Source organism: Limnohabitans sp. 103DPR2, assembly GCF_001412575.1.
Classification (GTDB): Bacteria; Pseudomonadota; Gammaproteobacteria; order Burkholderiales; family Burkholderiaceae_C; genus Limnohabitans_A.
The window spans coordinates 455,566-481,886 of the sequence record NZ_CP011834.1 but is presented as its reverse complement, the minus strand read 5'-3'; the positions used below and the strand labels follow the sequence as shown (position 1 = coordinate 481,886).

The 26,321-nt window shown below is 55.9% G+C and carries 29 protein-coding genes; 11 read left to right on the top strand and 18 right to left on the bottom strand.

The features are described from left to right. The first annotated feature begins 8 nt into the window (after positions 1–8). Together L103DPR2_RS02255 and L103DPR2_RS02250 are read left to right on the top strand one after the other, a co-directional pair. A complete protein-coding gene (locus tag L103DPR2_RS02255; RefSeq protein WP_055359564.1) occupies positions 9–383 on the top strand; it encodes a hypothetical protein in 375 nt (124 codons plus the stop codon). 70 nt (positions 384–453) lie between these two features. Beyond that, positions 454–1,047 (top strand): MarC family protein, encoded by a 594-nt coding sequence (locus tag L103DPR2_RS02250; RefSeq protein WP_055359563.1) that lies wholly within the window; start codon positions 454–456, stop codon positions 1,045–1,047. 24 nt (positions 1,048–1,071) lie between these two features. On the opposite strand, the gene L103DPR2_RS02245 is transcribed toward L103DPR2_RS02250, so the two are convergent. Further along, on the bottom strand, positions 1,072–2,082 hold the full coding sequence (locus L103DPR2_RS02245; protein ID WP_055359562.1) for a fumarylacetoacetate hydrolase family protein: 1,011 nt from the start codon (positions 2,080–2,082) through the stop codon (positions 1,072–1,074). Between the two features lie 168 nt (positions 2,083–2,250). Here L103DPR2_RS02245 and L103DPR2_RS02240 point away from each other — a divergent pair, with 168 nt between their 5' ends. Both L103DPR2_RS02240 and L103DPR2_RS02235 read left to right on the top strand, forming a co-directional pair. Continuing rightward, on the top strand, positions 2,251–3,393 hold the full coding sequence (locus L103DPR2_RS02240; protein WP_055359561.1) for a DUF3108 domain-containing protein: 1,143 nt from the start codon (positions 2,251–2,253) through the stop codon (positions 3,391–3,393). A gap of 73 nt (positions 3,394–3,466) precedes the next feature. Beyond that, positions 3,467–3,748 carry a BTH_I0359 family protein gene (locus L103DPR2_RS02235; protein WP_055359560.1) on the top strand — a complete coding sequence of 94 codons (282 nt, stop codon included), beginning with the start codon at positions 3,467–3,469 and terminating at the stop codon, positions 3,746–3,748. A 28-nt stretch (positions 3,749–3,776) separates the two neighbouring features. Here the strand turns inward: L103DPR2_RS02235 and L103DPR2_RS02230 are convergent, their stop codons facing one another. Together L103DPR2_RS02230 and L103DPR2_RS02225 are read right to left on the bottom strand one after the other, a co-directional pair. Next, entirely contained in the window at positions 3,777–4,871 is a 1,095-nt protein-coding gene (locus tag L103DPR2_RS02230; RefSeq protein WP_055359559.1) for an AbrB family transcriptional regulator, read from the bottom strand. 50 nt (positions 4,872–4,921) lie between these two features. Continuing rightward, positions 4,922–6,283, bottom strand: a complete 1,362-nt coding sequence (locus L103DPR2_RS02225; RefSeq protein ID WP_055359558.1) for an aspartate aminotransferase family protein — start codon at positions 6,281–6,283, stop codon at positions 4,922–4,924. A 110-nt stretch (positions 6,284–6,393) separates the two neighbouring features. On the opposite strand from L103DPR2_RS02225, the gene purU reads away from it, so the two are divergent. Together purU and L103DPR2_RS02215 are read left to right on the top strand one after the other, a co-directional pair. Beyond that, on the top strand, positions 6,394–7,242 hold the full coding sequence (gene purU, locus L103DPR2_RS02220; RefSeq protein ID WP_055361793.1) for a formyltetrahydrofolate deformylase: 849 nt from the start codon (positions 6,394–6,396) through the stop codon (positions 7,240–7,242). 46 nt (positions 7,243–7,288) lie between these two features. Then, positions 7,289–8,782: an FAD-linked oxidase C-terminal domain-containing protein gene (locus tag L103DPR2_RS02215; RefSeq protein ID WP_055359557.1), complete on the top strand. Its 1,494-nt coding sequence runs from the start codon at positions 7,289–7,291 to the stop codon at positions 8,780–8,782. Positions 8,783–8,830: 48 nt separating this feature from the next. Here L103DPR2_RS02215 and L103DPR2_RS02210 read toward each other — a convergent pair whose 3' ends face one another. Continuing rightward, on the bottom strand, positions 8,831–9,514 hold the full coding sequence (locus tag L103DPR2_RS02210) for a YggS family pyridoxal phosphate-dependent enzyme (protein WP_055359556.1): 684 nt from the start codon (positions 9,512–9,514) through the stop codon (positions 8,831–8,833). Between L103DPR2_RS02210 and L103DPR2_RS02205 the strand changes: the two genes are divergently transcribed. Then, entirely contained in the window at positions 9,513–10,673 is a 1,161-nt protein-coding gene (locus L103DPR2_RS02205; RefSeq protein WP_082466680.1) for a type IV pilus twitching motility protein PilT, read from the top strand. The two genes, L103DPR2_RS02210 and L103DPR2_RS02205, sit on opposite strands and share 2 nt — an antisense overlap. Positions 10,674–10,729: 56 nt before the next feature. Next, complete coding sequence (locus L103DPR2_RS02200; protein WP_055361791.1) at positions 10,730–11,644, top strand: NAD(P)-dependent oxidoreductase; 915 nt, start codon at positions 10,730–10,732, stop codon at positions 11,642–11,644. An 82-nt stretch (positions 11,645–11,726) separates the two neighbouring features. On the opposite strand, the gene L103DPR2_RS02195 is transcribed toward L103DPR2_RS02200, so the two are convergent. From L103DPR2_RS02195 to L103DPR2_RS02185, 3 genes are all read right to left on the bottom strand, one after another. Beyond that, positions 11,727–12,377 (bottom strand): BON domain-containing protein, encoded by a 651-nt coding sequence (locus L103DPR2_RS02195; protein WP_055359555.1) that lies wholly within the window; start codon positions 12,375–12,377, stop codon positions 11,727–11,729. A gap of 78 nt (positions 12,378–12,455) precedes the next feature. After that, entirely contained in the window at positions 12,456–13,034 is a 579-nt protein-coding gene (locus L103DPR2_RS02190) for an SIS domain-containing protein (RefSeq protein WP_055361790.1), read from the bottom strand. A gap of 42 nt (positions 13,035–13,076) precedes the next feature. Further along, positions 13,077–13,490: a YraN family protein gene (locus tag L103DPR2_RS02185; protein WP_055359554.1), complete on the bottom strand. Its 414-nt coding sequence runs from the start codon at positions 13,488–13,490 to the stop codon at positions 13,077–13,079. On the opposite strand from L103DPR2_RS02185, the gene rsmI reads away from it, so the two are divergent. Further along, a complete protein-coding gene (gene rsmI / locus L103DPR2_RS02180; RefSeq protein ID WP_055359553.1) occupies positions 13,490–14,413 on the top strand; it encodes a 16S rRNA (cytidine(1402)-2'-O)-methyltransferase in 924 nt (307 codons plus the stop codon). The genes L103DPR2_RS02185 and rsmI overlap by 1 nt on opposite strands. Positions 14,414–14,459: 46 nt before the next feature. Here rsmI and L103DPR2_RS02175 read toward each other — a convergent pair whose 3' ends face one another. From L103DPR2_RS02175 to hpaR, 11 genes are read right to left on the bottom strand one after another with little or no spacing between them, the layout of a single operon-like run. Further along, positions 14,460–15,365, bottom strand: a complete 906-nt coding sequence (locus L103DPR2_RS02175; protein WP_055359552.1) for a DMT family transporter — start codon at positions 15,363–15,365, stop codon at positions 14,460–14,462. Positions 15,366–15,372: 7 nt separating this feature from the next. Next, a complete protein-coding gene (locus L103DPR2_RS02170) occupies positions 15,373–16,371 on the bottom strand; it encodes a 2-dehydropantoate 2-reductase (RefSeq protein WP_055359551.1) in 999 nt (332 codons plus the stop codon). Beyond that, complete coding sequence (locus L103DPR2_RS02165; RefSeq protein ID WP_055359550.1) at positions 16,368–17,177, bottom strand: class II aldolase/adducin family protein; 810 nt, start codon at positions 17,175–17,177, stop codon at positions 16,368–16,370. Before L103DPR2_RS02165 ends, L103DPR2_RS02170 begins: the two co-directional genes overlap by 4 nt. 2 nt (positions 17,178–17,179) lie before the next feature. Then, a complete protein-coding gene (locus L103DPR2_RS02160; RefSeq protein ID WP_055359549.1) occupies positions 17,180–17,995 on the bottom strand; it encodes an aldolase/citrate lyase family protein in 816 nt (271 codons plus the stop codon). A gap of 10 nt (positions 17,996–18,005) precedes the next feature. Then, positions 18,006–18,821: a 2-oxo-hept-4-ene-1,7-dioate hydratase gene (hpaH, locus tag L103DPR2_RS02155; RefSeq protein WP_055359548.1), complete on the bottom strand. Its 816-nt coding sequence runs from the start codon at positions 18,819–18,821 to the stop codon at positions 18,006–18,008. A gap of 9 nt (positions 18,822–18,830) precedes the next feature. After that, the gene (locus L103DPR2_RS02150; RefSeq protein ID WP_055359547.1) at positions 18,831–19,286 is read right to left on the bottom strand and encodes a 5-carboxymethyl-2-hydroxymuconate Delta-isomerase; all 456 of its coding nucleotides are present in this window, start codon (positions 19,284–19,286) and stop codon (positions 18,831–18,833) included. 20 nt (positions 19,287–19,306) lie between these two features. Further along, positions 19,307–20,254, bottom strand: coding sequence for a 3,4-dihydroxyphenylacetate 2,3-dioxygenase (gene hpaD, locus L103DPR2_RS02145; protein WP_055359546.1), 948 nt, complete (start codon positions 20,252–20,254; stop codon positions 19,307–19,309). A 2-nt stretch (positions 20,255–20,256) separates the two neighbouring features. Next, positions 20,257–21,726 (bottom strand): 5-carboxymethyl-2-hydroxymuconate semialdehyde dehydrogenase, encoded by a 1,470-nt coding sequence (hpaE, locus tag L103DPR2_RS02140; RefSeq protein ID WP_055359545.1) that lies wholly within the window; start codon positions 21,724–21,726, stop codon positions 20,257–20,259. Between the two features lie 39 nt (positions 21,727–21,765). Beyond that, on the bottom strand, positions 21,766–22,539 hold the full coding sequence (locus tag L103DPR2_RS02135; RefSeq protein ID WP_055359544.1) for a fumarylacetoacetate hydrolase family protein: 774 nt from the start codon (positions 22,537–22,539) through the stop codon (positions 21,766–21,768). After that, the gene (locus L103DPR2_RS02130; RefSeq protein ID WP_055361789.1) at positions 22,536–23,192 is read right to left on the bottom strand and encodes a fumarylacetoacetate hydrolase family protein; all 657 of its coding nucleotides are present in this window, start codon (positions 23,190–23,192) and stop codon (positions 22,536–22,538) included. The genes L103DPR2_RS02135 and L103DPR2_RS02130 overlap by 4 nt, the downstream gene beginning before the upstream one ends. 5 nt (positions 23,193–23,197) lie before the next feature. Next, positions 23,198–23,683 carry a homoprotocatechuate degradation operon regulator HpaR gene (hpaR, locus tag L103DPR2_RS02125; RefSeq protein ID WP_055359543.1) on the bottom strand — a complete coding sequence of 162 codons (486 nt, stop codon included), beginning with the start codon at positions 23,681–23,683 and terminating at the stop codon, positions 23,198–23,200. 128 nt (positions 23,684–23,811) lie between these two features. Between hpaR and L103DPR2_RS02120 the strand changes: the two genes are divergently transcribed. Both L103DPR2_RS02120 and radA read left to right on the top strand, forming a co-directional pair. Continuing rightward, positions 23,812–24,888: an NAD(P)H-dependent flavin oxidoreductase gene (locus tag L103DPR2_RS02120; protein ID WP_055359542.1), complete on the top strand. Its 1,077-nt coding sequence runs from the start codon at positions 23,812–23,814 to the stop codon at positions 24,886–24,888. A 47-nt stretch (positions 24,889–24,935) separates the two neighbouring features. Then, positions 24,936–26,321, top strand: a complete 1,386-nt coding sequence (gene radA / locus L103DPR2_RS02115; protein ID WP_055359541.1) for a DNA repair protein RadA — start codon at positions 24,936–24,938, stop codon at positions 26,319–26,321.

Below are 26,321 nucleotides of genomic sequence, written 5' to 3'. Positions count from 1 at the left end.
AGTTATCTGTGATTACATTTCACGCGGTCGTATGGCTTGACCATCAAGAAGCCCACATTGCATTTTTTGACCGCGACCATGCGACGACCCAGCGCATTCATTCCAAATCGCAACACAAACACCAAGGCAAATCAACGGACATGAGCGCCTACTTTGCTAACATCGCCAAGGCTGTCAAAGACTGCCACGAGGTCTTGCTCACCGGCCCTGGCCTCACGCGTCAACAGTTCAAAGACTGGTACGTGCAACACGCTGCTGCACTGTCCCAAATCGTCGTGGGCAGCATTGCCAGCGACCACCCCACGGATGCGCAGTTGGTGGCCATGGCACGCCAGTACTTTAAAAAGTTTGACGCCATGGCGGCAGATCCAACACAGATCTAAGTCACCTGTCGCTTATCGCCGCCTCGGCTGCGCACTGCTATGCTTGGGTCATTGTTCTTGTGAGTAGACGATGACCCACACTTTTGCTTCGGCCACCATTTTGTTGCTGCTGATCACCGATCCTCTTGGCAATATTCCTGTGTTTGTGAACAGCCTCAAGGCAGTGCCGCCAGAGAGGCGGGCGCGCGTCATTGTGCGCGAAGTGTTCATCGCTTTTTGCATCTTGCTCGCCTTCATGTTTGTGGGTCAGTCCTTTCTGAAGGCCATGAACCTGAGTGATGTGTCCCTGCAAATTGCAGGCGCAGTGGTGCTGTTTTTGATTGCCCTGCGAATGATCTTTCCACCCACTGATCGCGTCAACAGCTTGCCCACGCGCGAGCCACTCATCGTGCCACTGGCCATTCCAGCTTTGGCAGGACCTTCTGCCTTGGCCACTGTGCTGTTGCTGGTCAGTCAAGCGCCGGATAGAAGACTTGAATGGGTTGGTGCCCTGAGTGTCACCATGCTGGTGTGTGCGGTGGTCTTGTTGCTGGCTGAACGCTTGCAACGTTTGGTTGGCGACAGCGTGGTCAGTGCATTTGAGCGCCTGATGGGTTTGATCTTGGTGGCCATCTCGATTGAGATGTTCATCCAAGGTTTGAAAGCCTTGCTCAAAACCCTTTGAGCAAGGACTGTCGTTCTTTGCAACTCAAGGCGTGAGCGGCGTAATTTGCTGGTCAATGGCGCCAAACACGCTTTGACCATCGGCACCTTTCATCTCGATGCGAATGGTGTCGCCAAATTTCATGAACTCGGTGCTGGGCTTGCCATCTAATATGGTTTCGATGGCGCGCTTTTCAGCGATACAGCTGTAACCTTTGGCCCACTCAGGCTTGCCATTGACATCGACGCTTTTGTTGCTGACCGTGCCGCTGCCCACAATGGAGCCCGCTCGCACATTGCGTGTTTTGCCAATGTGCGCAATCAATTGACCAAAGTGGAAAGTCATTTCGGGGCCAGCTTCGCACATGCCAACTTTGCGACCATTCCAAGTGGATTGCATGGTCAGGTTGATGCGCCCCTGGTCCCATGCATCACCCAACTCGTCCAAGGTCACGGCCACTGGGCTGAAGGCTGTTGCAGGTTTGCTTTGGAAGAAACCAAAACCTTTGGCCAACTCGTTGGGAATGAGGTTGCGCAAGCTGACGTCGTTGGCCAGCATGACCAAGCGAATGCCATCCAACGCGTTTTCGGGCGTGACGCCCATGGGCACGTCGCCCGTGATCACGGCAATTTCGGCTTCGAAATCGATGCCAAAAGCTTCATCGCGGCACACCACTGGATCGCAAGGGCCGATGAAATCATCGCTGCCACCTTGGTACATGAGGGGGTCACTGTAAAAACTCTGCGGCACTTCAGAGCTGCGAGAAGCACGAACCAATTCCACGTGATTCAAGTACGCAGAGCCGTCGGCCCACTGATAAGCGCGCGGAAGGGGTGCCATGCACTGTTTGGGATCGAAGGGAAACGCGTGGCGCGCTTTCCCAGAATTGAGCGTTTGATAAAGGTCCTCCAGCTGGGGGGCTAGGAAATTCCAATCGTCTAAGACTTGCTGCAAGCGCTGGGCAATGCCCGTCGCATAATGGGCTGTGCTGAGGTCGCGGGATACCACCACCAGTTGACCGTCACGGGATCCGTCTTTGTATGTCGCTAATTTCATGTTGAGTCTCGAAATTGATGTTCAGTGGGCTGGCTTCAAGGGCAGTTTGGGAGCACTTTGCAACATTTGCAATGGATTCAAAGCCACACTTCAGTTTAACCAATCTGCACGGCCCTAAAATTTAAGAAACCCCTCCATTTCCCTAACTGCTACCCATGCCCCTTTGACATGACCGTCGCCATTTCAAGCACCCTGCCAAAGCGCCAGCATTTGCTGGCTTTGGGTGTTGGGGTGGCTGCGTTGCACTTTGTCTTGCTGGTTTCATCAGGGTCCAACATGTGGCACTTGCAGCCTGATTCGCAAAAATTGGGGCCCTTGCAAACACGCGTGCTCAGCACTGAGATGGCCCAACCCAAGTTGGACTCAGCCGTGCCAGCGCCTCCAGTCGCTCGCCCCGTACCGCGAGCGCCCGCACGCGAGGCCATGCCGCATTCGCAACAGTCGCAAGACGCAGGCATGCAAGCCGTGGCATCGGCTGCACTGCCCACGCCACCCGACAACCCACCCGACAACCCAGCCGACAACCCAGCCGAATTGCCCACCGGCATCGCCACCCCCAAAGACATCACGGAGCCGCCCACCGTCACCCTGGCTGAGCCAACGATCAAACCAGCATCGCCCAACGCATCGGCACTGGTGGCCAAGGTGGGCAACTTTCCAGACAACACGCAAATCAATTACAAATTGACAGGGCAAGAGCGTGGCCTCAACTATCACGCATCGGGCTCACTCAAATGGCAAGCCAAAGCGGGGACGGCTTTGCCGAAAGCCTACGAAGCAGAGTTGCGTGTCAAAGCTTTTTTGGTGGGCAGTCGCGTCTGGCGCAGTGTGGGCCAGCTCTCCGAAAACGGTTTGGCCCCTACCCGCTACTCAGACAGTTGGCGCGGCGAGCGTGCAGCGCATTTTGAGACCGACACCCAAAAGATCAGCTTCAGCGGCAATCTGCCCAGCGCCCCTTTGCTGCCTGGGGCCCAAGACCAAGTGAGCTTGTTTATTCAAATGGCGGCCACTGTGTCGGCGCAAAGCTTTGCACCCGGTGCCGAATTGAACGTTCAAACAGCCACGGCACGAGACGCCGTCAATTGGACCCTCACCTACAAAGCCGATGAGTTCATCGACGTCAACGGCGACCGACTGGAAACCCAGCGCTGGGTGTGTTTGCCCCGCGGCAAATTCGACAGTCAAATAGAGATGTGGCTGGCCAAAGCCAAAGGCGGTTTGCCTGCGCGCATCAAAATCACACAAACCTCTGGCAATTTCATTGACATGGAAATGCGCAGCTCAGAAGCCCTGGCCGCTCTGCCCGATTAAGTCACGCAACAGGGCTTGAAAATAATTTCAATGCCCCTATCTATTTGGGACCGACTTAAGACAGAATGTCACCATGAACTTGTTGTACGAATCCGAATCTTTTGCCGTCATGCATGTGTTGGCCAACGACACAGGTGAAGAAAGCACAACGCCCAAAGCCCCTGTGCTTGAGCGACACGGCTTTGAAATTGTCGACAAACGTTCGGGCAAAGAAGTCTACTTGGATGGCTCTTGGGCAGAGATGTTCCAGATGCACATTCAGGCTTGGCAACAAAACACGCCCACCCAAGAAGAAGTCGAAGACACTTTGGAAAAATACACAGGCTTGGCCCAACAGCCTGTGGTGGTTCACTGATTCAGCACTTGGCTTCAGCTCACTGCGTTCAATCAGTCCGCTCGGTTTGCTCTGGCACTGCCACCCACTTGTACAGCGGCGCCACGATCAACAACACGGCAATCAAACGGCACACCTGAAAAGCGGTCACCACCGGTGCGCCCAACTCCAGCACCTTGGCCGTGATGGCCATTTCGGCAATGCCGCCAGGCGAGGTTCCCAAGATCAGGGTGGCTGGATGCAAACCTGTGCCCCATGCCAAGGCCCAGCCAAACACCACAGACGCGAAAATCATGCCCAGCGTGCCGATGGCCACTGACAACAACCATTTGGGTGCCGTGCGCACAAACTCTCGCTTGAAGCGAACACCCAAACTGATGCCAATGAAGAGCTGTGCCATGTTGGACATTTCAGACGACACGGCGGTCCACTGAACGCCATTCAGCGTGAGGCCCATGGCCACAAGCAAGGGCCCCATGAACCAAGGGTTGTTGCGTTTGAGTGCCTGCATCAGCAAAGCCCCAGCACCAGTGGCCAGGGCTAAATAAAAGATACCGGGCCATTGGAGCAAACGCGGTCCGGGCAACAAACTGCTGTTGACATGCAAACCCCAGTGCGACTGAAACCACTGCATGCCAAATGGCAAACAGACCACCACCAAGACCAAACGCAAGCTGTGCGAAGCAGCGACCAAGTCGGTCCTGGCGCGGTTGCGATCGGCCAACAAGGCCATCTCAGAGGCACCGCCAATGGCGCCTGCAAAATAGGTGGTGGCGCGCAAATCGCGGGCAGACAACTCGGGCAAATCTGCGGCACTTCGATGTTGCAACCACAAACCAAAGCCGTACCCCATGGCCAAGGCCCACAGGATGCCCAGCACAATGGCCCACCACAAACCCACCACCAGTTGCCCCACTTCAGCAGTGAAGTACAAACCCAAAGCCGCACCAATGACCCACTGGCCCACATTGCGCAAATAGCCAGAACTGCGCATGGGCGTTCCAGCAATGGAAAAAGCAGCCACGCCCAACAAGGGCCCCAACATCCAAGGAATGGGCGTGCGCAACCAAACACACAGCAGCGCTGAGGCCACTGCAACCAGCAGGGTCAGGGCTATTTGGGAAAAGTAAGCTAAGGGGCGCAAGAAACACTCACCCCCAACAACCAGCGGGTGTTGTGCGTTCCTTCAAGCCCTCAAGCATGTTGGCGAATGCTGTCAGCCAAGGTGTTGACCATCTTGTCGATGTGCTCTTTTTCCACAATGTAGGGCGGGCAAAGCACCAGGTTCTCGCCAGCAGATCGAACCAAGACCCCTTTGTGGAAACAATCCAAGAAGATGTCATAAGCGCGTTTGCCTGGGGCACCCGGAATGGAAGCCAACTCCACTGCGCCGGCCAAGCCCAAGCTGCGAATGCCAATGACATTGGGCAAGCCTTTGAAAGCGCTGTGCATGGCATCGCCCAACACGGGACCCATTTGGCCCGCACGTGCAAACAGGTTTTCTTCTTTCAGCAATTTCAATGTGGCAATGGCCGCAGCACACGACACAGGGTGACCTGAGTAGGTGTAGCCGTGGAAAAACTCGATGGCGTAATCGGGCGCGCCGGAATTCATCATGGCGTCGTAAATGAAGTCACGGCACACCACGCCGCCCAAAGGAATGACACCGTTGGTGACGCATTTGGCGAAGTTGAGCATGTCGGGTACCACGCCGTAGTAGTCGGCACCAAAGTTGGTTCCCATGCGGCCAAAGCCCGTGATCACTTCGTCAAAAATCAGCAAGATGCCGTGCTTGTCGCAAATTTCACGCAGGCGCTTGAGGTAGCCCTTGGGTGGCAGGTACCAACCCGCCGACCCGGCCACGGGTTCCACAATGATGGCCGCCACGTTGCTGGGATCGTGCAGGGCCAAGATGCGGCCTTCCAATTCCAGCAAGGGATCTTCTTGCCACACAGGCTCTTCATTGTGAATGTAGGCGTGGTTAACCGGGTCATGGATGAAACGCATGTGGTCCACGCGGGGCAACAACTGCGCGCCATAGACTTTGCGGTTGGCGGGCAAGCCCCCCACGCTCATGCCGCCAAAGTTGACGCCGTGATAGCCCTTTTCGCGGCCAATGAACACGTTGCGATGGCCTTCGCCACGGGCACGGTGATAGGCCAAGGCCACTTTCAAAGCGGTGTCAGCAGCCTCTGAGCCTGAATTGCAAAACAGCACTTTGTTCAAGTCACCAGGGCACAAGTCGGCAATCATTTGGGCCGCTTCAAAGGCCTGGTCGTTGCTGATTTGGAAGGCGGTGGCGTAGTCCAGGGTGTCAAGTTGCTTCTTGATGGCCTCGGCAATGGGTCTGCGGTTGTGACCGGCGCCCACGCACCACAAACTGGAAATGCCATCGACCACCTGGCGGCCATCGTGGGTGGTGAAGTGCATGCCCTCGGCCGCCACAAAAATGCGCGGTTCTTGCTTGAAATGGCGATTGGCCGTGAAGGGCAACCACTGATGGTCCATGTTGAAGGCCGTGCTGCCGGCTGGATGCTGACTTTGTGGAGAAGACATGTGATCACCTCGCCGCCCCAATAGGGCTAAAAATTCATCAAGTGGCCAGTGTAAACCCGCCAAAGCCCGAGTTTTGGCAAAGTGGCCGCGTCCCTGCGACAATGTCGCCCATGAATCACGCATTTATTCTCACGCTCTCTTGCCCCGACAGAACGGGCATCGTGCACGCTGTCTCTGGCTTTTTGCTGGAACGCGGCGGCAACATTGAAGAAGCCGCGCAATACAACGACCACGACACGGGTCTGTTTTTCATGCGCGTGCAATTTGCCTGTGACCAAGTGGCAGAAGCCGACTTGCGCACCCAACTGAGCAGCTTTGCAACGCCCTTCCAAATGACTTGGAATTTGCACAGCACCACGCAGCCCATGCGCACCGTCATTTTGGTCAGCAAAGAAGGCCACTGCCTGAACGATTTGCTGTTCCGTTGGAAAAGCGGTTTGCTGCCCATCGACATTCGCGCCATTGTCAGCAACCACCGCGAGTTTTACCAATTGGCGGCCAGCTACAACGTACCTTTCCACCACATTCCCGTCACGGCCGCCAACAAAGCCGAGGCAGAAGCCAAACAGTACGAGATCATTCAGTCTGAAGGCGCAGAACTGGTGGTGTTGGCGCGCTACATGCAAATTTTGTCGGACGAACTGTGCCGCAAGCTGTCGGGCCGCGCCATCAACATTCACCACTCGTTCTTGCCCAGCTTCAAAGGCGCCAAGCCTTATTACCAAGCGCATGATCGCGGTGTCAAACTGATTGGCGCCACCGCACACTACGTCACAGCCGACTTGGACGAAGGCCCGATCATTGAGCAAGACGTGGCGCGTGTGGACCACTCCAAAACGGTGGAAGACCTTACCACGCAAGGCCGCGACACCGAAAGCCAAGTGTTGGCGCGTGCTGTCAAATGGCACAGCGAACACCGTGTGCTGCTCAACGGCCACAAAACCGTCATCTTCAAATAAGTCCGATTGCCTTTGTCATTGACCCATTGCGCTTGAAAGCTTTCTCATGAACGCACTCACCAACATCGATGCTTTGTCCCGCGCAGATCGCCAGGCGCAAGTGGTGGCTGCGCTGCGTGACGCTCTGCCCCAGCATGCCTTGCTGTACACGCTAGAAGACACCGTGCCGTTTGAGTGCGATGGCCTCACAGCTTACCGTGAGCGCCCCTTGGTTGTGGCTTTACCGGAAACCGAAGCGCAAGTGCAAGCTGTGCTCAAGGCCTGCCACGCCTTGGCTGTGCCCGTGGTGGCGCGGGGCGCTGGCACGGGTTTGTCGGGCGGCGCCATGCCCCACAAAATGGGCGTGACCTTGTCCATGGCCAAGTTCAACCAAATTGTCAAAGTGGATGCGGTGTCGCGCACGGCGGTGGTTCAATGCGGCGTGCGCAACTTGGCCATCTCAGAAGCCGCCGCGCCGCATGGTTTGTATTACGCCCCCGATCCCTCCAGTCAAATTGCCTGCACCATTGGTGGCAATGTGGCCGAAAACTCGGGCGGTGTGCACTGCCTGAAATACGGTCTCACCTTGCACAACGTGCTCAAAGTCAGAGGCTTCACCATTGAAGGCGAACCCATCACCTTTGGCAGCGATGCTTTGGACACCACGGGTTTTGATTTGTTGTCGGTGTTGGTCGGCAGCGAAGGCATGCTGGCCATCACCACCGAAGTCACCGTCAAGTTGGTGCCCAAGCCGCAACTCGCACGCTGCATCATGGCCAGCTTTGACGACATTCGCAAAGCGGGTGATGCGGTGGCGGCAGTGATTGCCGCCGGCATCATTCCAGCAGGACTGGAAATGATGGACAAACCCATGACAGCAGCGGTCGAAGATTTTGTGCACGCAGGCTACGACCTGAATGCCGAAGCCATTTTGCTGTGCGAAAGCGATGGCACGCCCGAAGAAGTTGAAGAAGAGATTGGCCGCATGAGCGACGTGCTGCGCGGCTGCGGCGCCACCGCCATTGCCGTGAGCAAAGACGAAGCCGAGCGCTTGCGTTTTTGGAGCGGTCGCAAAAATGCCTTCCCAGCTTCGGGCCGCATCAGCCCCGATTACATGTGCATGGACTCCACCATTCCGCGCAAACGACTGGCCGACATTTTGTTGGCCATTGCAGAGATGGAAAAGAAATACCAACTGCGCTGCGCCAACGTCTTTCACGCGGGTGATGGCAATTTGCATCCGCTCATTTTGTTCGATGCCAACGACCCCGACCAAATGCACCGCTGCGAATTGTTTGGCGCCGACATTTTGGAAACCAGTGTGGCCATGGGCGGCACTGTCACGGGGGAACATGGTGTGGGCATTGAAAAACTCAACAGCATGTGCGTGCAGTTTTCTGCAGAAGAAAACGCACAAATGTTTGCAGTGAAAAAAGCCTTTGACCCTTTGAGTTTGCTCAACCCCGGCAAAGTCATTCCAACACTGAACCGTTGTGCTGAATACGGCAAGATGTTGGTTCGCGGCGGACAAATTTCGCACCCTGATTTGCCGCGGTTTTAACAAACCGTGACACACCAGCAGCCCAGCCCTTAGCGCTGGGCTTTGATTTCAGCGCTGTCCAAAAATGGCGGTGCCCACTCGCACGCAGGTACTGCCTTCGGCAATGGCCGCCTCAAGATCACCGGTCATGCCCATGGACAGGGTGTCGACGCTCAAACCAGCAGCTTGCAAACTGTCGAACAAATCTTTGGCTTGATGGTGGACGGCGCGAGCAGCCGCTTCGTTTTCTGCAGGTTCAGGAATGGTCATGATGCCGCGCAACTGCAGGTTTGGCAATTTCGCGACCGCTTGCGCCAATGCCAACAGCTCGCTGGGTGTCACGCCAGATTTGTTGCTGCCGCCATCGACATTCACTTGCAAACAAACTTGAAGCGGAGGCAAGTTGACAGGTCGCTGAGCAGACAAACGCTCTGCAATTTTCAATCGATCGATGCTGTGGACCCACGCAAAGTTTTCGGCCACCAACTTGCTTTTGTTGCTTTGAATGGGGCCAATGCAATGCCACTCTAAAGGCAAATCTGTCAATGAGGCGATCTTGTCGACGCCCTCTTGAATGTAGTTTTCACCAAACGCGACTTGCCCAGCGGCATAAGCCTCGCGCACTGCTTGCGCAGGCATGGTCTTGGACACAGCCAACAAATGGACCGCATTGGCGGGACGTTCTGCCGAAAGGCATGCAAGCTCAATTCGCTTGCGCACTTGGGCGAGATTGACTGAAACTGAAGTGCTCATGCAACAAGCTTACCAAATCTCAGCAGCGCAAGGAAACGCATGGCCCACGCTGCTGCGCTTGGCAAGAAGCGTGGGCGCCTCCGATGTTCACTGGTCAACCGGCGAGTCTGCTTGGCTGCGCATCGATGGCCAACTGCAGCGCGTATCGGTTTCTTGCACCTCGCACAGCATGTACCGTCCCGACATGTCGCGCGTGTTATGTGCCCAAGATGTGCACGACATTCGCACCGCCTTGATGCATGCCCAGGGTTTAGACACAAGCTCCAATTTGCACCCTAGCGCCGCGCTCAACAACGTCGACTTTGCCGTCAGCTTGCCTGAGCTAGGACGCTTTCGTGTCAATGCATTTGAGCAAGCGCGCGGGCCTGCACTGGCGCTGCGCCTGATACCCAATGAGATGCCCCAGCTCAAGCATTTGAATGCCCCAGCGTGTGTTGCCCATTGGGCCCTGCAGCGCCATGGCTTGTTGCTTTTCACGGGTCCCACAGGCAGCGGCAAGTCCACCTTGCTGGCGGCCTTGCTGCATCACATCAACACCGAGCGCCAAGTTCACATCGTGACCTTGGAAGACCCGATTGAGTTCATTCACACCTCTCACAACAGCTTGGTGCACCAGCGTGAGGTTGGACGCGACACACCCGACTTTGAGTCGGGCTTGCGTGCGGCCCTGCGCGAGGATCCCGATGTGCTGTTGGTCGGCGAGTTGCGTGACAGCCGCACCATCAAACTGGCACTGACAGCGGCCGAAACCGGCCACTTGGTACTGGCCACCTTGCATACTGCCAGTGCGCCGCAAGCCGTTGACCGACTGGTCGATGCCTTTCCCTCGCAGGAAAGAGAAGGGGTGCGTGCCTTGTTTGCAGAAAGTTTGGTGGCGGTGCTCACCCAAACGCTGTGTCCCCACCGCTCAGGTTTGGGTCGTGTGGCTGCACATGAAATCATGGTGGCCACCCCGGCCGTGCGCAACCTGGTGCGAGAGGGCAAAGTGAGCCAGCTGTATGCCCTTTTGCAAACCGGCCACGCAGTGGGCATGCAAACGCTGGACCAAAGTTTGCAAGCTTTGTATCAAAACCAAGAGATCAGCCAGCAGACGCTGGCCTTGCTGCGCAAATACCCGCAAAACTCAAAACTGGTGGACAATCACGGCTTCAAAGATTAAGCCCTGTCTTCATTTTTTGATTCACCCTTCTTTTGAAACCCAACACTGAACCCATCATGAGCAGCTTGAACGCCAAAACCTACGAACCCGCACCTTCACAACATGTGGCCTTTTTGGGCCTTGGCGTCATGGGTTATCCCATGGCAGGTCACTTGGCACGTGCAGGTCACGCGGTCACGGTTTACAACCGCAGCGAAGCCAAAGCAGCCGCTTGGTGCCAAGAGTTTGCCGACTCACGTCAGCCAGCCCATGCACCCACGCCCCGTGAAGCCGTGAAAAACGCCGACATCGTTTTTTGCTGCGTGGGCAATGACGACGATTTGCGCGCTGTGGTTTTGGGACCTGACGGCGCTTTTGCAGGCATGAAAAAAGGCGCCATTTTTGTGGACCACACCACGGCCTCTGCCAATGTGGCACGTGAACTGTATGCGGCCGCCAAAGCACAAGGTCTGAACTTCATCGATGCGCCCGTGTCGGGTGGTCAAGGCGGTGCGCAAAACGGTTTGCTGACCGTGATGTGCGGCGGTGATGCCGCCATCTTCGAACTCACCAAGCCTGCTGCCATGGCCTTCTCTCGTGCCTACACCCTGATGGGTGAGTCTGGCGCCGGCCAATTGACCAAGATGGTCAACCAAGTTTGCATTGCGGGCTTGGTGCAAGGCTTGTCGGAAGCGGTTGCCTTTGGCCAAAAGGCCGGCCTCGACATGAACCTGGTGCTGGACGTGATTGGCAAAGGTGCTGCACAAAGCTGGCAAATGGACAACCGCGGCAAGACCATGGTGGCCGACAAGTTTGACTTTGGTTTTGCCGTCGATTGGATGCGCAAAGACTTAGGTCTGGTGATGGACGAAGCCAAGCGCAATGGCGCGCGCTTGCCCGTCACGGCCTTGGTGGACCAGTTCTATGCCGACGTGCAGCAAATGGGCGGCAAGCGCTGGGACACTTCCAGCTTGATCAAACGCTTGAAGTAAGCAACGCTCTGCATGACAGAGAAAAAAAGGGCTCTGAAATTCAGAGCCCTTTTGCTTGGTCTTGCTGTACTTTGCGCGGCAATTAAATTTTGGGTTGCGCTTGCGGCGACAAGGGTTGTGCGCTGATGCGCTTGAGTTCTTCTTCCGTGATGGTTTCAAACACGCGCACCACCTTGACCACGCCATTGACGCTGCCGCTGCGTGCAATTTCAGAGGCACGCTGTGCTTCGCGGGCCGTGACGCGTCCCATCAAGTAAACAATGCCGCGCTCGGTGACCACTTTGAAGGCGTTGGATTGCAGATCTTTGGCATCCACCAACAAGGCTTTGATTTGGCCTGTGGTGATGGCGTCCTTAGAGCGCTGTGTGAGCGAGCTGGCAGGTTCAATGGCCAAGTCATTCACCACGGACGACACGTTTTCTTGGCTCTTGGCCAAGCGCTCAGCGCGCTCTTTCTCGGCGGCAGAGCTGACTTCACCCGTCAAGAGCACCATGCGGTTGTAGCTGGTGACATTGACGTGCGCTGCATCGCTGAGGTTTTGTCGCAAACCTTGCGCCGTGCGCAACTCGATGCCTTCGTCTTCCAATTGAATACCGGCGGTGCGGCGGTCAATGGCCACCATGCCACTCATCACTGCGCTGCCCACCACCAAAGGTGCGCAGGCCGACAAACTGGAGATGACGGCACCGACGGCCAAACCAGACAACATCCAACGTTTGAGATTGAGTTTCACTTGAGTAATCCTTAGAGAGTCTTGAAATATTTTAATCGGGTGCAGACAGAATGTGAATTGCGCCAGTTTGGAAGGTGATTAGGACAAGGTGTCTTGGTCACCCATGAGTTGGGCGTCCACACCATCGCACAGGCAATGCAAAGCCAGTTGTTGGACTTCGCGAATGCGGGCAGCACGGTCATGGGGGATGCCTACGTGCACATCGGTCTCGCGCAAGGCCTTGGCCACAGCACCGCCGCCTTTGCCTGTGAGGGCAATGACGGTCATGTCGCGTTCGTGGGCTGCATGCAAAGCGCGCAACAAACCTTCTTCTTCGCCATTGGCGGTGAGCAGCAACAGCACATCACCCGCTTGGCCCAATGCGCGGACTTGTCGCGCCAAGCCGGCATAGGCGGGATCGCCCAAGCCTTCGTGGCGCAAAGCGATGGCCGCCAGTTCGGGACGCTCGCGTTCAAAGCCACCCACGAACAAGCTGGCAAAGTACTGTGCCAAAGCGGCTGCACTGCCCTCGCCGCAAACCATCACCTTGCCACCACTGGTGACGCAGGCCATGAGCGCCTGGACGCCCGCATCCAAGGGTTTGGCCAAGGTTTCGGCGGCCTGGTATTGCAGGTCGGCACTGTCGATGAAATGTTGCTGAATTCGCAGGTCTAGCATGCACTGGATGATACCCCCAGCCCATGCGGCACCGCCAGCCATTTACCAAGTGCCGGCCTCAAATGCAGCCTTCTGCCAAATGAGGCCATCGGGCTCCCAGGCAATCACATCGAAACGGGTGGGCGGCAGTTGCTGCCAGCGCCACAAAAAATACCGCGCCGCAAAGACAATGCGCCTTTGTTTGGCGCGACTGACACTGCCCAGCGCCCCGCCAAATTGGCGCTGCGAACGCTTTCGAACCTCAACAAACACCAAGGTGCTGTCAGATTCTTGCAAAATGAGGTCAATTTCGCCGCCACCCCTGCCAGGCGTTCGATAATTGCGTTGCAGCAAGCGCAAGCCCTGATGTTGTAAAAAGTGAAGTGCCGCATCTTCTGCAGCATCGCCAGATTGTTTGGTGGTTTGCTTGAAGCGGGTTTGCATACTGCTTTGATTTGTAGGACCAAGGAAACCCATTGACGTCGATTTACAGCCACGCCTTCCAAGTAGCCCGCGAAGCAGTGGGTCCTCAAAACCACCCCGCCAGCACACTGTATGTGGTGGCCACCCCCATTGGCAATCTGGCCGACATCACTTTGCGTGCTTTGTATGTCATTGAAAGGGCTGACACCCTGGCCTGTGAAGACACGCGCCACACCCAGCAAATGTTGCGCGCCTATGGTTTAGATCGCAGCAACTCACAACTGCTGGCTGTGCACCAACACAACGAAGCGGAAGCTGCTGCGCAAGTCATTGCACGTTTGGCGCAAGGCCAACGTGTGGCCTATGTCAGCGATGCCGGCACGCCGGCCATCAGCGACCCTGGTGCGCGCTTGGTCGCTGCCGTTGCGGCTGCCGGTTACAGAGTGATGCCTTTGCCTGGCGCCAGCAGCGTCACGGCCCTGCTCAGTGCCTCGGGCATGACAGGCGAAGGCGGCTTTGTGTTCACTGGCTTTTTGTCTTCCAAAGCCACCGAACGCCAACGCGCCATTGACACCCTGATGGGGGAATCGCGCGCTGTGGTCTTGCTTGAAGCGCCGCATCGCATTGAAGCCTTGGCCCAAGCCTTGTCTCAATTGGGCTCACGCTTGATCACTGTGGGACGTGAACTCACCAAACAATTTGAAACAGTGCACACATTGCCTGCACATCAACTGCCCGCCTGGTTTGCAGAAAAAGCCGATCATGTGCGCGGTGAGTTTGCGCTGGTGGTTCACGCTTTGGACAAGCCTACGCAAGACGCCAGCGAGGCCTTGGATGCCGACAGTTTGCGCACACTGAAATTGCTGTTGACCGAGCTGCCGCTGAAGACGGCCGTCAAACTGACCAGCGACATCACCGGCACTTCTAAAAACGTGGTTTACGACACCGCACTGAGTTTGAAAAAAGGCCAGGATTAAACGATGTTGCACGGCCCGCTGAATCCAAAGCCTGCTGCTTGAAAGCTTAGCGCTTGCGCAGTCCCAACCACATCACGGCGCCCACCACCAAAGCCGCACCCACCAACTGAATAGGCGCAATCGCTTGATCCAGCAAGGCCCAAGCCAAGGTCAACGCAAACACGGGCTCCACATTCATGATGGCCGAGTTGCCCACCACGCCCAATCGAGGCAGTACCGTGAACAAAATGGTGAAGGCAGTGCCGTACAAAAAGGTCAGCATGCCCAAACCCCACCAACCTGCAGGTGCGTTGGGCAAATGAAAACCGCCTTGGCTGACCGCCACCGCCACGGCCAACACACCCACCAAGGACATGGAAGAGAAGGTGCGCACGCGGCCATCCAAGCCGACGGTTTCGTGTTGGGTGTAGACCAGTGCCAAGCCAAAGGTGGCTGAAGCCGCCAGTGCAAACGCCACGCCACTGCCAATTTGCGCCCAATGCTCAGATGCGCCCAAACCAGAGGCCGCACCCATCACATCCAGCGCCAACGCCAGGCCCACCAAAATGATGGGCATACTCCAGAGCACCGCTTTTTCGGGTTGGTGTTTGTAAAGGACGCGCGCCCAAAATGCGGTCGACAAAGGGTATGTGTTGAACGCCAACAAGGCCAGGGCCACAGGCAATCGGGCCACCGATGAATACAAGCACACGCTCTGAACCGCAATGATCAGACCGATGAGCGGCAAGTATTTTTTGTGATGCGGCTGAATTTGAATTTGGACTTTTTGTTGCCACAAAATCAAACCGACCACCAAAGCCGTGACCGCACTTCGGAAGCTCACTGCGGTGATCACGTCCACGCCATGGTTGAACGCAAAGCGCGCGGCCACATGGTTGGCGCCCATCATGAAGGCCACCAACAACAAGGTGGCAAATGCCGTGATCGACAGTGCTTTGGATTTTTCAGTCATGGGGTCATTATGTCGGGTACAGGCCGCGAACGCTGGCATGCAGGCGACTGAGACCCAACAACGCATCGGTGTAAGGGGTGCTGACTTGCGTCAATTGACCCAACTCGCGCACGCCACTGACCAACGCATCAAGCTCCACCGTTTTACCGGCTTCGACGTCTTGCAACATGGATGTTTTGAACGCACCCAACTTCAGCGTGACCGCATGCCGGTCCTCGGGGGTTTGGGCAATGGGAATGCCTATTTTTTCGCCGATGGCTTTGGCCTCCAGCATCACCTTCGAGACAAAATCACGCACCAAATCGTCTTTCAAAATGAGGTCGGTGGTGGCGCCCGTGATGGCGCTGATGGGGTTGACGGTCATGTTGCCCCAAAGCTTGTACCAAACGTCTTTTTGAATTTGGGCGGAGGCGCTGGCATTGAACCCTGCAGCGCTCAAATCAGCGACCAATTGCTGCACGCGCGCACTCACCTGGCCGTGTTGATCGGCAGGTTCACCCAAAATCAAACCTTGACCGAAGTGATGCCGCACCACGCCGGGTGCATCGAGGGAACAACTGGCATGCACCACACAGCCCACCACGTGGTGGGCGGGAATGGCTTTGGCAATGCGGCCTTCCGGGTCAATGGTACTCAGCGTCGTGCCTTGCAACTTGCCACCAAAACCTTGAAAGAACCACCAAGGGACACCATTCATGGCCGTCATCACCATCGTGTTGGGACCTAGCAAGGGCGCAATCCCCTTGGCCACGTCCGCCATGGCGGGCGCTTTCACGGCAACGATCACCAAATCTTGTGGGCCTAAATCTGCGGGGTTGGCAGACACTTTGACATCAGCTTTGATACGCGCCTCTGCCGCTTGCGTTTGAACACACTGAAGTCCATTCTTCTGCAAGGCTTCAAGCGTGGCACCTCGCGCCACCACACTCACCTCGTGCCCTGTTTGCGCCAAGTGCACGCCGATCCAACCGCCAATGGCACCAGCGCCATAAATGCAAACTTTCATAAACGGTAACTTTCTTCAGGGCGAACGATGCTGCGATCGACTTGTCGGATCAAGGCATCGAGCACATCGGTGCCAGCACCATGGTTGGGGTTGAATTGCAAAGCATCGCGTGTGCATTTGGCAGCAATGTCTTCACTCACAGGAATGACCGCTTGTGCACCTCCCATGCTGAAGGTGGCCAATTGAATTTCGCAGGCACGTTGCAGGGTCCACAAAATGGCAAAGGTTTGCGGCAGTGTGGCACCCCATGACAGCAAGCCATGGTTGCGCAAAATCACCGCCTGCTTGTTGCCAATGCTTTTGAGCAAGCGCGGTGCTTCATCGGCGTGGATGGTGATGCCTTCAAAGTCATGGTACGCAATCATGTCGTGAAGTTGCGCGGTGTAAAAATTGGTTTGTTGCAAACCGTCTTTCAAACACGCCACCGACACACCTGCGGTGGTGTGCGTGTGCATGACGCAATGGGCACCGGGCAAGCTGTCGTGGATGGCCGCATGCACCGTAAAGCCGGCAGGATTGACGGGGTAGGGCGAACCATCCAAGGCTTTGCCCTTGAGGTCAATCTTGACCAAGTTGCTGGCAGTGACTTCGCTGTAATGCAAACCAAAGGGATTGATCAGGAAATGTTTTTCGGCACCACTCACTTCTTGCGGCAAGCGCAAGGTGATGTGGTTGTAAATCATCTCAGTCCAGCCCAAAAAAGCAAAGACGCGGTAGCACGCCGCCAATTGCACACGCGCTTCCCATTCTTTGGGGTGCACTTCATGCTGCAAAGAGCGAACCGTTGGCAGTTGATGCGTCAGCATGATCAATACACCTGGCCGGACGCGGGCAACTCAATGCCGGCATTGGGTTTGAATTTTTTCGCGAGTGCGGCTGTTTGGCGTACCAAGATTTGCGTGTCCAAACCCACGGCCACAAACAAAGCACCCAGCGCCAAGTAGTGTTTCGCTTGCGCCTCATCGGATGTCAAAATGCCTGGCGCTTTGCCAGCTTTCAAAATGCGTGCAATCGCATCTTCAATGGCCGCTTGTACTTCTGGGTGATTGGGATCACCCACATGGCCCAAAGAAGCAGATAAATCGGCGGGACCAATGAAGACACCATCCACACCAGGTGTGTTGGCAATGGCGTCCAAGTTTTTCAAAGCTTCACGTGTTTCGGCCTGCACCAACAAGCAAACTTGTTCATTGGCCTCTTTGGTGTAGTTGGGAAACATGCCCCAGCGTGAAGCACGTGCACCCCCCATACCGCGGATGCCGCCCTTGCCATCATTTTGCGGATAACGCATGGCTTGAACCAAGTGCGCGGCTTGCTCGGGTGTGTCCACCATGGGAATCAGCAATGTTTCCGCGCCCAAATCTAAATACTGTTTGATCAAAGCGGCATCGCCCACTGGAACACGCGCAATGGCGTTGTTCACTGGATAAGCAGCGATGGTCTGAAGTTGCTGCTGAATACTTTGTAAATTATTAGGCGCATGTTCGCCATCGATCAGTAACCAGTCGAAGCCCGCCATGGCGCAAATTTCTGCACTGTAACTGCTGGCCAAACCCACCCACAAACCAATTTGCGCGTGCTTTTCTGTGATGGCTTTTTTGAAACGATTGACAGGAGTTTTCATGTGGCTTCTTTCAGTTGAATTTAAATTGCAAACGACCTAAAGGGCCGTAGTCTGCGTCGAACACATCACCCACTTTGGCAGGCACCGGTTTGGTAAAGGAGCCGGCCAACACAATCTGGCCAGCTTTTAAATGCTCACCCCAGGGTGCCAACTTATTGGCCAACCATGCAATGCCCACTGCGGGGTGACCTTGTACGCCGGCTGCCAAACCTGTTTCTTCCACCACGCCATTGAGTTTGAGAATGGCGCCGCACCATGGCAAGTTGGTGGTGAAGGGATCGACTTTTTCTGCACCCACCACAATGCCGGCATTGGCCGCGTTGTCGCTGATGGTGTCAAACACTTTGCGCATCACTTTGGTGTGACGATCAAATTGCTCAATGCGTGAATCGATGATTTCAATGGCAGGCGTGACGTACTCGGTGGCCGCCAACACCTCATCAACAGTGACGTTGGGGCCTTGCAAATCATTTTTCAAGACAAAGGCCAACTCCACTTCGACACGCGGCACCACAAAGTCGGTGTAGGCAATGTCTAGCGTTTGACCAGGCGTGCAGGTATACAGCATGTTGTCGAGCAGCGTGCCGTAATCAGGTTCATCGATTTGGCTGGCCTGCTGCATAGCTCGCGAGGTAAGGCCAATTTTGTGACCAATCACTTGACGGCCTTGGGCCAATTGCAAAGCCACCCAGGCGCGGCTCACACGGTAACCGTCTTCAATGGTCATGCCAGGAAAGCGTTTGGAAAAGTGCTCAACTTGCTTGCGCGTGGCTTGCGCTTCCTGCAATTCGGCAGCCAGTTCTGCAATGCGTTGGGAATCAAACATGCGTTTCTTTCAAAGGGACGCAAACAAAGGATGGATGTTGCTGTGCTTGTTGTCAAACACTTCGGGGCCTACATCAATTTGCAGGGTGATGCCGATGTGACGTTTAGCAAAGAGATCGGCGAAGTGTTTTTGGGTGACCTCAACCAAGGTGTCGCCTGCACGTTTTTGCGTGGCATCGCTGCGCCCTTTGCCCATGCGCACATTCAAATACACAAACGCATAATCTTCCGAGCCGCCATGCGGGTTGTTGTCAAACTGCGCGGCCTTGCGGCCCGCCGTACCACCATCGGCTACGGCATAGTGCGGCGCAGGATAGGCCAACACGCGCGTACCGCCAGTGGGAAAAACTTGCTTGCCAGCTTCGTCCACCACCGTCAGCATGGCATCGGCCAAATCACGGCACAAGACTTTCATGTTGGTTTCAGCATCCAACTGGCCTGTATAAAGAATCACCAAATGCGGCATGTGACAACTTTCGAAATGAATTACAAACGGCTGGCCCCTGCGGCATAAACGGCAGAGGGATCTTTCAAGGTTTTGAGGTTCAGGCTGGTGACCGCATGCCCTGCTTCGTCCAAAACATCGGTCACAGGAAACACCACGTTGATTTGTCCAGTACCCGAACTGGGAAAGTAAGGCGTGACCACTTCCGCTTTGCCTTGGTATTGATCCCAGCCCAACAAACCCAGCAACATGGCGGTGTCGTGCATGAAACCTTCGCCATGGCCTTTGGCGGCGTACTCGGGCAGCATGGCACAGAAAGTTTTCCAATCGCCACGCTGCCACATCTCAACCACGCTGTGGTCTAACTGCTCTAAAAACGGACTCCAGATTTTGTTGGCGTACTCGGGTGCCAAACCATTTTGTGCAAAACGGTGCGACAAAGAGCCGCTGGCAAAGAAAGCCACCTTGCCGTCGTAATGTTGCTCTACGGCACGGCGCATGGCCCAACCCAATTGGGCGCTTTCGGCCAAGGAGTGCACCATGCAGAGCGCCGACACCGAAATCACTTTGTAGTGGCGGTCGGTGTTCATGTAGCGCATAGGCACCAGCGTGCCGTATTCCAACGCCAAGCTGGTGTGCTCATGCGCCAGAGTGGTCACGCCCGCTTCATTGCAGGCCTTGGCCAAGATATGGCCCAGCGCTGGATTGCCATCGTACTCATACGGCATGTTGCTGATGAAGTGAGGTAACTCGTTGCTGGTGTAGTTTCCTTTGAAATGCGCGGCATTGTTCAGGTGGTACGCCGAGTTCACCAACCAGTGCGTGTCAAACACCACAATGGTGTCGACACCCAACTCACGGCAACGCCGGTCAATTTCGTGATGTCCGTCAATGGCGGCTTGCCGTGTGCCTTTTTGCGGACCGTCCAACTCGCTCAAATACATGGACGGCACGTGCGTGATTTTGGCAGCGAGTGAAACTTGTCCCATGTTCAGACTCCCCAATGTGGAATGTGATGCGAGCCCATCGACACCGCCACGTTTTTAGGTTCGCAAAAAACTTCGTAACTCCAAGTGCCACCTTCGCGACCTGTGCCGCTGGCCTTGGTGCCACCAAAGGGTTGACGCAAGTCGCGCACGTTTTGGCTGTTCACAAAACACATGCCCGCCTCTACCGCAGCCGCCACGCGGTGTGCGCGGCCAATGTTTTCGGTCCACACATAACTGGACAAGCCATATTGAATGTCGTTGGCCAATTCAATGGCGTGCGCTTCGTCGCGGAAGGGAATGATGCAGGCCACAGGGCCAAAGATTTCGTCTTGCGCAATCTTCATGCGGTTGTCGACATCGGCAAACACCGTGGGCCACACAAAGTTACCGTTCTTCACGCGGTCTGGTAAATCCGCCGCATAGGAGGGCTTGTCTAAACCACCGCACAACATCGTGGCACCTTCTTTAGGACCCAACTCAATGTAACTTTTGACTTTGGCCAAATGCGCTTGGCTGATCATGGGGCCCACAATGGTGTTCTCGTCCAAGGGATCGCCCACTGAAATGCGCTTAGCGCGCTCTGTGAACTTTTGCACGAAGTCGGCATAGATGCTTTGCTGTACCAAGATGCGACTACCTGCCGTGCATCGTTCACCGTTGTTGCTGAAGATCATGAACACCGCGGCGTCCAAGGCGCGCGGCAAATCGGCGTCTTCAAAAATCACGAACGGTGATTTACCGCCGAGCTCCATGCTGAATTTTTTCAGGCCCGCACTTTGCACTATGCGATTGCCTGTGGCGGTAGAACCCGTGAAAGAAATGGCGCGCACATCAGGGTGCGACACCAAGGGCTCGCCCGCATCACGGCCATAACCGTGCACCAAGTTCAAGACGCCAGGTGGCACACCTGCTTCCAAAGCCAATTCACCCAAACGTGCGGCTGACATTGGCGACAACTCGCTCATCTTCAACACAGCGGTGTTGCCAAAGGCCAAGCAAGGTGCCACTTTCCAAGTAGCAGTCATGAAGGGCACATTCCAAGGACTGATCAACGCGCAAACACCGACGGGGTGAAACAAGGTGTAGTTCAAATGGGTGGGCGTGGGATAGGTGTGGCCATCCACGCGCGTGCACATTTCGGCAAAGTAAGAAAAATTATCGGCAGCGCGCGGTACAAGTTGCTTGCCCGTTTGCGAAATGGTTTGACCGCAATCACGTGTTTCTGTTTCTGCAATCTGAGGCACATGCTTGGTGATCAGTTCGCCTAACTTGCGCATGATCTTGGCGCGCTCTGCAGCGGGTGTGCCTGCCCATTTTGGAAAAGCGGCTTTAGCCGACGCCACAGCTTGGTTCACTTCATCGGTACCGCCCGAAGACACTTCGGCCAGCACTTCTTGCGTGGCAGGGTCGCGGGTTTCAAATGTTTGTGAGCTGGCAACGGCTTTGCCGTCAATCAAATGGTCAATGCGCATTTCTTGTTTCCTCTGTTCATGTCTTCGCTGGCAGATGAATCACTCACCCAAGGTGTTGATCAACTCGCCCACACCTTCAATGCTGGTCACGATCACATCGCCCACATTGCAATTCACCACACCATCGGGTGTGCCCGTCAAAATCAAATCGCCGGGTTGCAGCGTCATAAAGGCACTGAAATACTCGATCAAAGTCGGCACATCAAAAATCATGTCGCGCGTGTGGCCACTTTGCGTCAGCTTGCCGTTCACGGTGGTTTGCAAACTTAAATTTTGAGGACTGCCGTACTGGTCGTGAATGTCTTTGGCGTCTACCAACCAGGGTCCAATGGGCGTGCAGGTGTCGCGGTTCTTCACACGGAAATTGGGGCGATACCAGTTTTCCAAATAATCACGAATGGCGTAATCGTTGGCCACGGTGTAGCCGCCCACATAGTCGTAGGCATTTTCTTTTTTCACGTTCTTGGCCGTACGGCCAATGACGACGGCCAACTCGCATTCGTAGTGCATGTGGGTTGCGTCTTGTGGCCTGCGCGTGAAGGCTTTGTGACCGATCAAGGAGGCCTCGCCTTTCACAAACACCAAAGGTTCTTCCGGCGCTTTGAACGCCAACTCTTTGGCGTGATCTGCATAGTTCAAACCCAATGCCAAAATGGTTCGGGCCTGAGGCACAGGCGCCAAAGGCGGCAACCACACCACCTCGTCAAACTTCAAACGTTTGCCAGCCCAAGGACTGCGCGTGAGCAACAACTCGCCGTTCGATTCAACGGCTTCGTGAATGGCGCCAGCCCAAGCAATGCGTGCGTGCTTCATGCGGCACCTCCCACGAATGTGTTGACCAAGGTGTCAAAACCATCGGCCGATATTTCCACCACATCACCCACCTTGGCGCGAGGGCGTTTGCCATCGGGCAAGCAGTCGCTGCCGAGCAACAACACATCGCCCTCTTGAAAGGTCATGAACTCAGCAATGTCTGCCAGCAAAGTTTGTGATTTGCGCACAGTGTCTGCGTAGTTCACACGTTGTACCTCTTTGCCATTCACCTTGACGGTAAGCACCACCGCGTCGGTCTTGACCTGCGCAATGCCCAGCGCTTTGGACCCCACGCCCAAGAAACCATCGACGCATTTGAACTTCACCGGCGGTCTGTAATAGCTCTCGTGCGGAATGGACACATCGTTCACCAACACACACGCCACGGGCTTGGCATCTGCGCCGAACACCCAAGCCAAATTGGCGCCAATGTCCACATCGGCCACTGCTGAAGGAATTGCGATGCCGCCCCCCGACGCTGTGAACGTGTTGGCGGTTTTGATGAACAGCACGGGTGCTTTGGGTGCACCTTTGTGCGGCGCTTCAGGCATTTGCGGCGCTCTCAAATTCCATTCTTGCTGAAAATTCAACAGAGCGCCGTACACGGTGCCTTGCGGCCAATAGCGTGCATCACTGTTTACGCTGGGATTCATTTTGCTCATTCCATTTCTTCCATCGCCTCGTCCATTGGAGACGTCTCCAACTGAATCACGGCATCTAACAACTGATACAACTGCGCCAATTTTTGTTTGCCCAGTTCGCTTTCCATCCAGGCGTAATGCGCCTCAATGGCTTCCGATAATTTGGCCACCTTGGACAATCCCAAGGGGGTGGCCCGAACCACTGTGCGCCGCGCATCTTGCGAACAACGGCTGCGCTCAATCAACCCATCGCGCTCCATGCGCGTTAGCACACCCGTCAAACTGGGACCGAGTAAAAACGCTTCGCGTGCCACACGCCCCGTCTCCACACCTTCAGCACCATCCTTGCTGTTGGCATGCTCACCCAGCACTCGCAGCACTCGCCACTGCTGATCTGACAGCCCATGTTCGCGGAGGCTAGGACGCGTGTGCGTCATCACCGCCTCGCGAGCTTGTAGCAGCAGGCGAGGCAAATTGCGGTGAACAAAAGCTTGTTGTTTCATGGTGTTTGAATTTATTTAACATGTTAAATGAATTTCAAAGCGCCGCAAAATCGGGTTAACCCGCGCCTTGGCTCAAAATAGCCTCATGGGCTTGTCTCATGAGCCACCGCACAGGGAATAATTGCGCCATGAACACCTCATTTTTTGATGCCCACGCCATCCGATTGGTCCAAGCACCCATGGCTGGATCACAAAACCATGCCTTGGCGGCGGCCGTTTTCAAAGCGGGTGGTTTGGGCAGCATTCCCGCAGCCATGCTCAATGCGGAGCAACTGCACAAAGAGCTGAGCGCATTTCAAGTGGCGATCTCAACCGACGCGCAGTCGCATTCGACTTGGGGCCCCCTGCTCCCTCTTAACGTCAATTTCTTTTGTCACACACCGCCAGAGGCGCAACCCAACAAAGAAGCCGCCTGGCGACTGAAACTCCACCCGGCCTACCAATCACACGGCATTGACCCAGCGACGGTGGGCTCTGGGCCAGGCCGCGCGCCTTTCAGCGAAGAAAGCCTCGCGCTCATGGGCCAATTCAAACCTGCGGTGGTCAGCTTCCACTTTGGTTTGCCAAAGCCCGAGTGGGTGCAACAACTCAAAGCTTGGGGCATTCAAATTTGGTCCTCCGCCACCACCGTCCAAGAAGCCCAATGGCTTGAACACCACGGCGCAGACGCCGTCATTGCGCAGGGCCTGGAAGCTGGTGGCCACCGCGGCATGTTTCTCACAAACGATCTCAGCACCCAAGTGGGCACCCTGTCTTTGTTGCCTCAAATCGTTAAAGCGGTGACAGTGCCTGTGATTGCAGCGGGGGGCATTTCAAGTGCAGCAGCCGTGAAAGCGGCGCAAAGCCTCGGCGCCAGCGCGGTCCAGGCTGGCACCGCATTTTTGACCAGCCACGAGGCCACCACCAGCGCCCTGCATCGACAAGCTTTGATGTCAGAGCGCGCACGTCATACGGCTTTGACCAACTTGTTCAGTGGCCGACCCGCGCGCGGCATTGTGAACAAGTTCATGCAAGACTTTGGGCCCCTCAACCCAGACGTCCCCGATTTCCCCTTGGCCACGGCAGCGGTCGCCCCCTTGCGTACAGCCGCTGAAGCGCAGGGTTCTGGCGACTATTCGCCTTTGTGGTCTGGTCAAAACGCGTCCGATTGCGAAGCCTTGCCTGCTGCCGACATTGCCCACAAACTCTTGCAAGCTTGGTCCTGATGAAGTTCATTGCGCGTTTGTTCACGTCGGAGTGTTAGGCTCAACCCATGGCCAAAGACAAAACCATTTTCACCTGCACCGATTGCGGTGGCACCACACCACGCTGGCTGGGCAAGTGCCCCGCGTGCGGCGCTTGGAACACCCTCATTGAAAGTACCGTCGACGCTGGTGGCAACGCCAAAAACCGGTACACCAGCCAATTTCAAGCCTTGGCCAAAACGTCCGAGCTCACCAAGCTGGGCGACATTGAAGCCACAGACGTCGACCGCAGCCCCACCGGCATCGAAGAGCTCGACCGTGCTTTGGGCGGCGGCGTGGTGGAAGGCGGCGTCGTCTTGATTGGCGGCGATCCCGGCATCGGCAAATCCACCTTGCTGTTGCAAGCGCTCGATGCCCTGCAACGCAAGGGCATGAACACTTTGTATGTGACGGGCGAAGAAAGTGGCGCCCAAGTGGCCCTGCGTTCCAGACGTCTAGGACTGGACCACAGCCAGGTTCAGGTATTGGCCGAAATTCAACTGGAAAAAATCCTGGCCACTTTGCAAAGCGAGCGGCCCCACATTGCAGTCATCGACTCCATTCAAACGGTTTATTCCGACCAACTCACTTCGGCCCCAGGCTCGGTGGCACAAGTCCGGGAATGTGCCGCGCATCTGACGCGCGCAGCCAAAGCCACCGGCACCGCCATTGTGTTGGTGGGCCACGTCACCAAAGAAGGCGCGCTGGCCGGACCCCGTGTTTTGGAGCACATGGTCGACACCGTTTTGTATTTTGAAGGCGACACGCACAGCAGCTTCCGCCTGATTCGGGCCATCAAAAACCGCTTTGGTGCCGTCAACGAAATTGGCGTTTTTGCCATGACCGAAAAAGGCCTGAAGGGCGTTTCCAACCCCAGCGCCATCTTTTTGTCGCAGCATTCAGAGCCCGTGGCAGGCAGTTGTGTCATGGTCACTTTAGAAGGCACCCGACCTTTGCTGGTCGAAATTCAAGCCCTGGTTGACAGCGGCGGACCCAGTCCGCGAAGGCTGTCGGTGGGCCTTGAAAGAGACCGCTTGGCCATGCTCTTGGCCGTCTTGCACCGCCATGCCGGCGTGGCCTGTATGGACCAAGACGTGTTCGTCAATGCAGTAGGCGGTGTTCGCATTAGCGAGCCTGCTGCTGACTTGGCGGTGATGTTAGCGATTACTTCATCACTTCGTGGCAAGCCTTTGCCCAAGGGCTTTATCGCCTTTGGCGAGGTCGGTTTGGCAGGCGAAGTACGGCCAGCACCCCGCGGCCAAGAGCGCCTCAAAGAGGCTGCCAAGTTGGGCTTTACCGTGGCCGTGGTGCCCAAAGCCAACGCGCCCAAAAAGAACGACAAGAACTTTGAAGGCCTCACCATTTATCCGGTTGACCGCATTGAAGACGCCATGAACTGCGTCCGCGGACTTTAA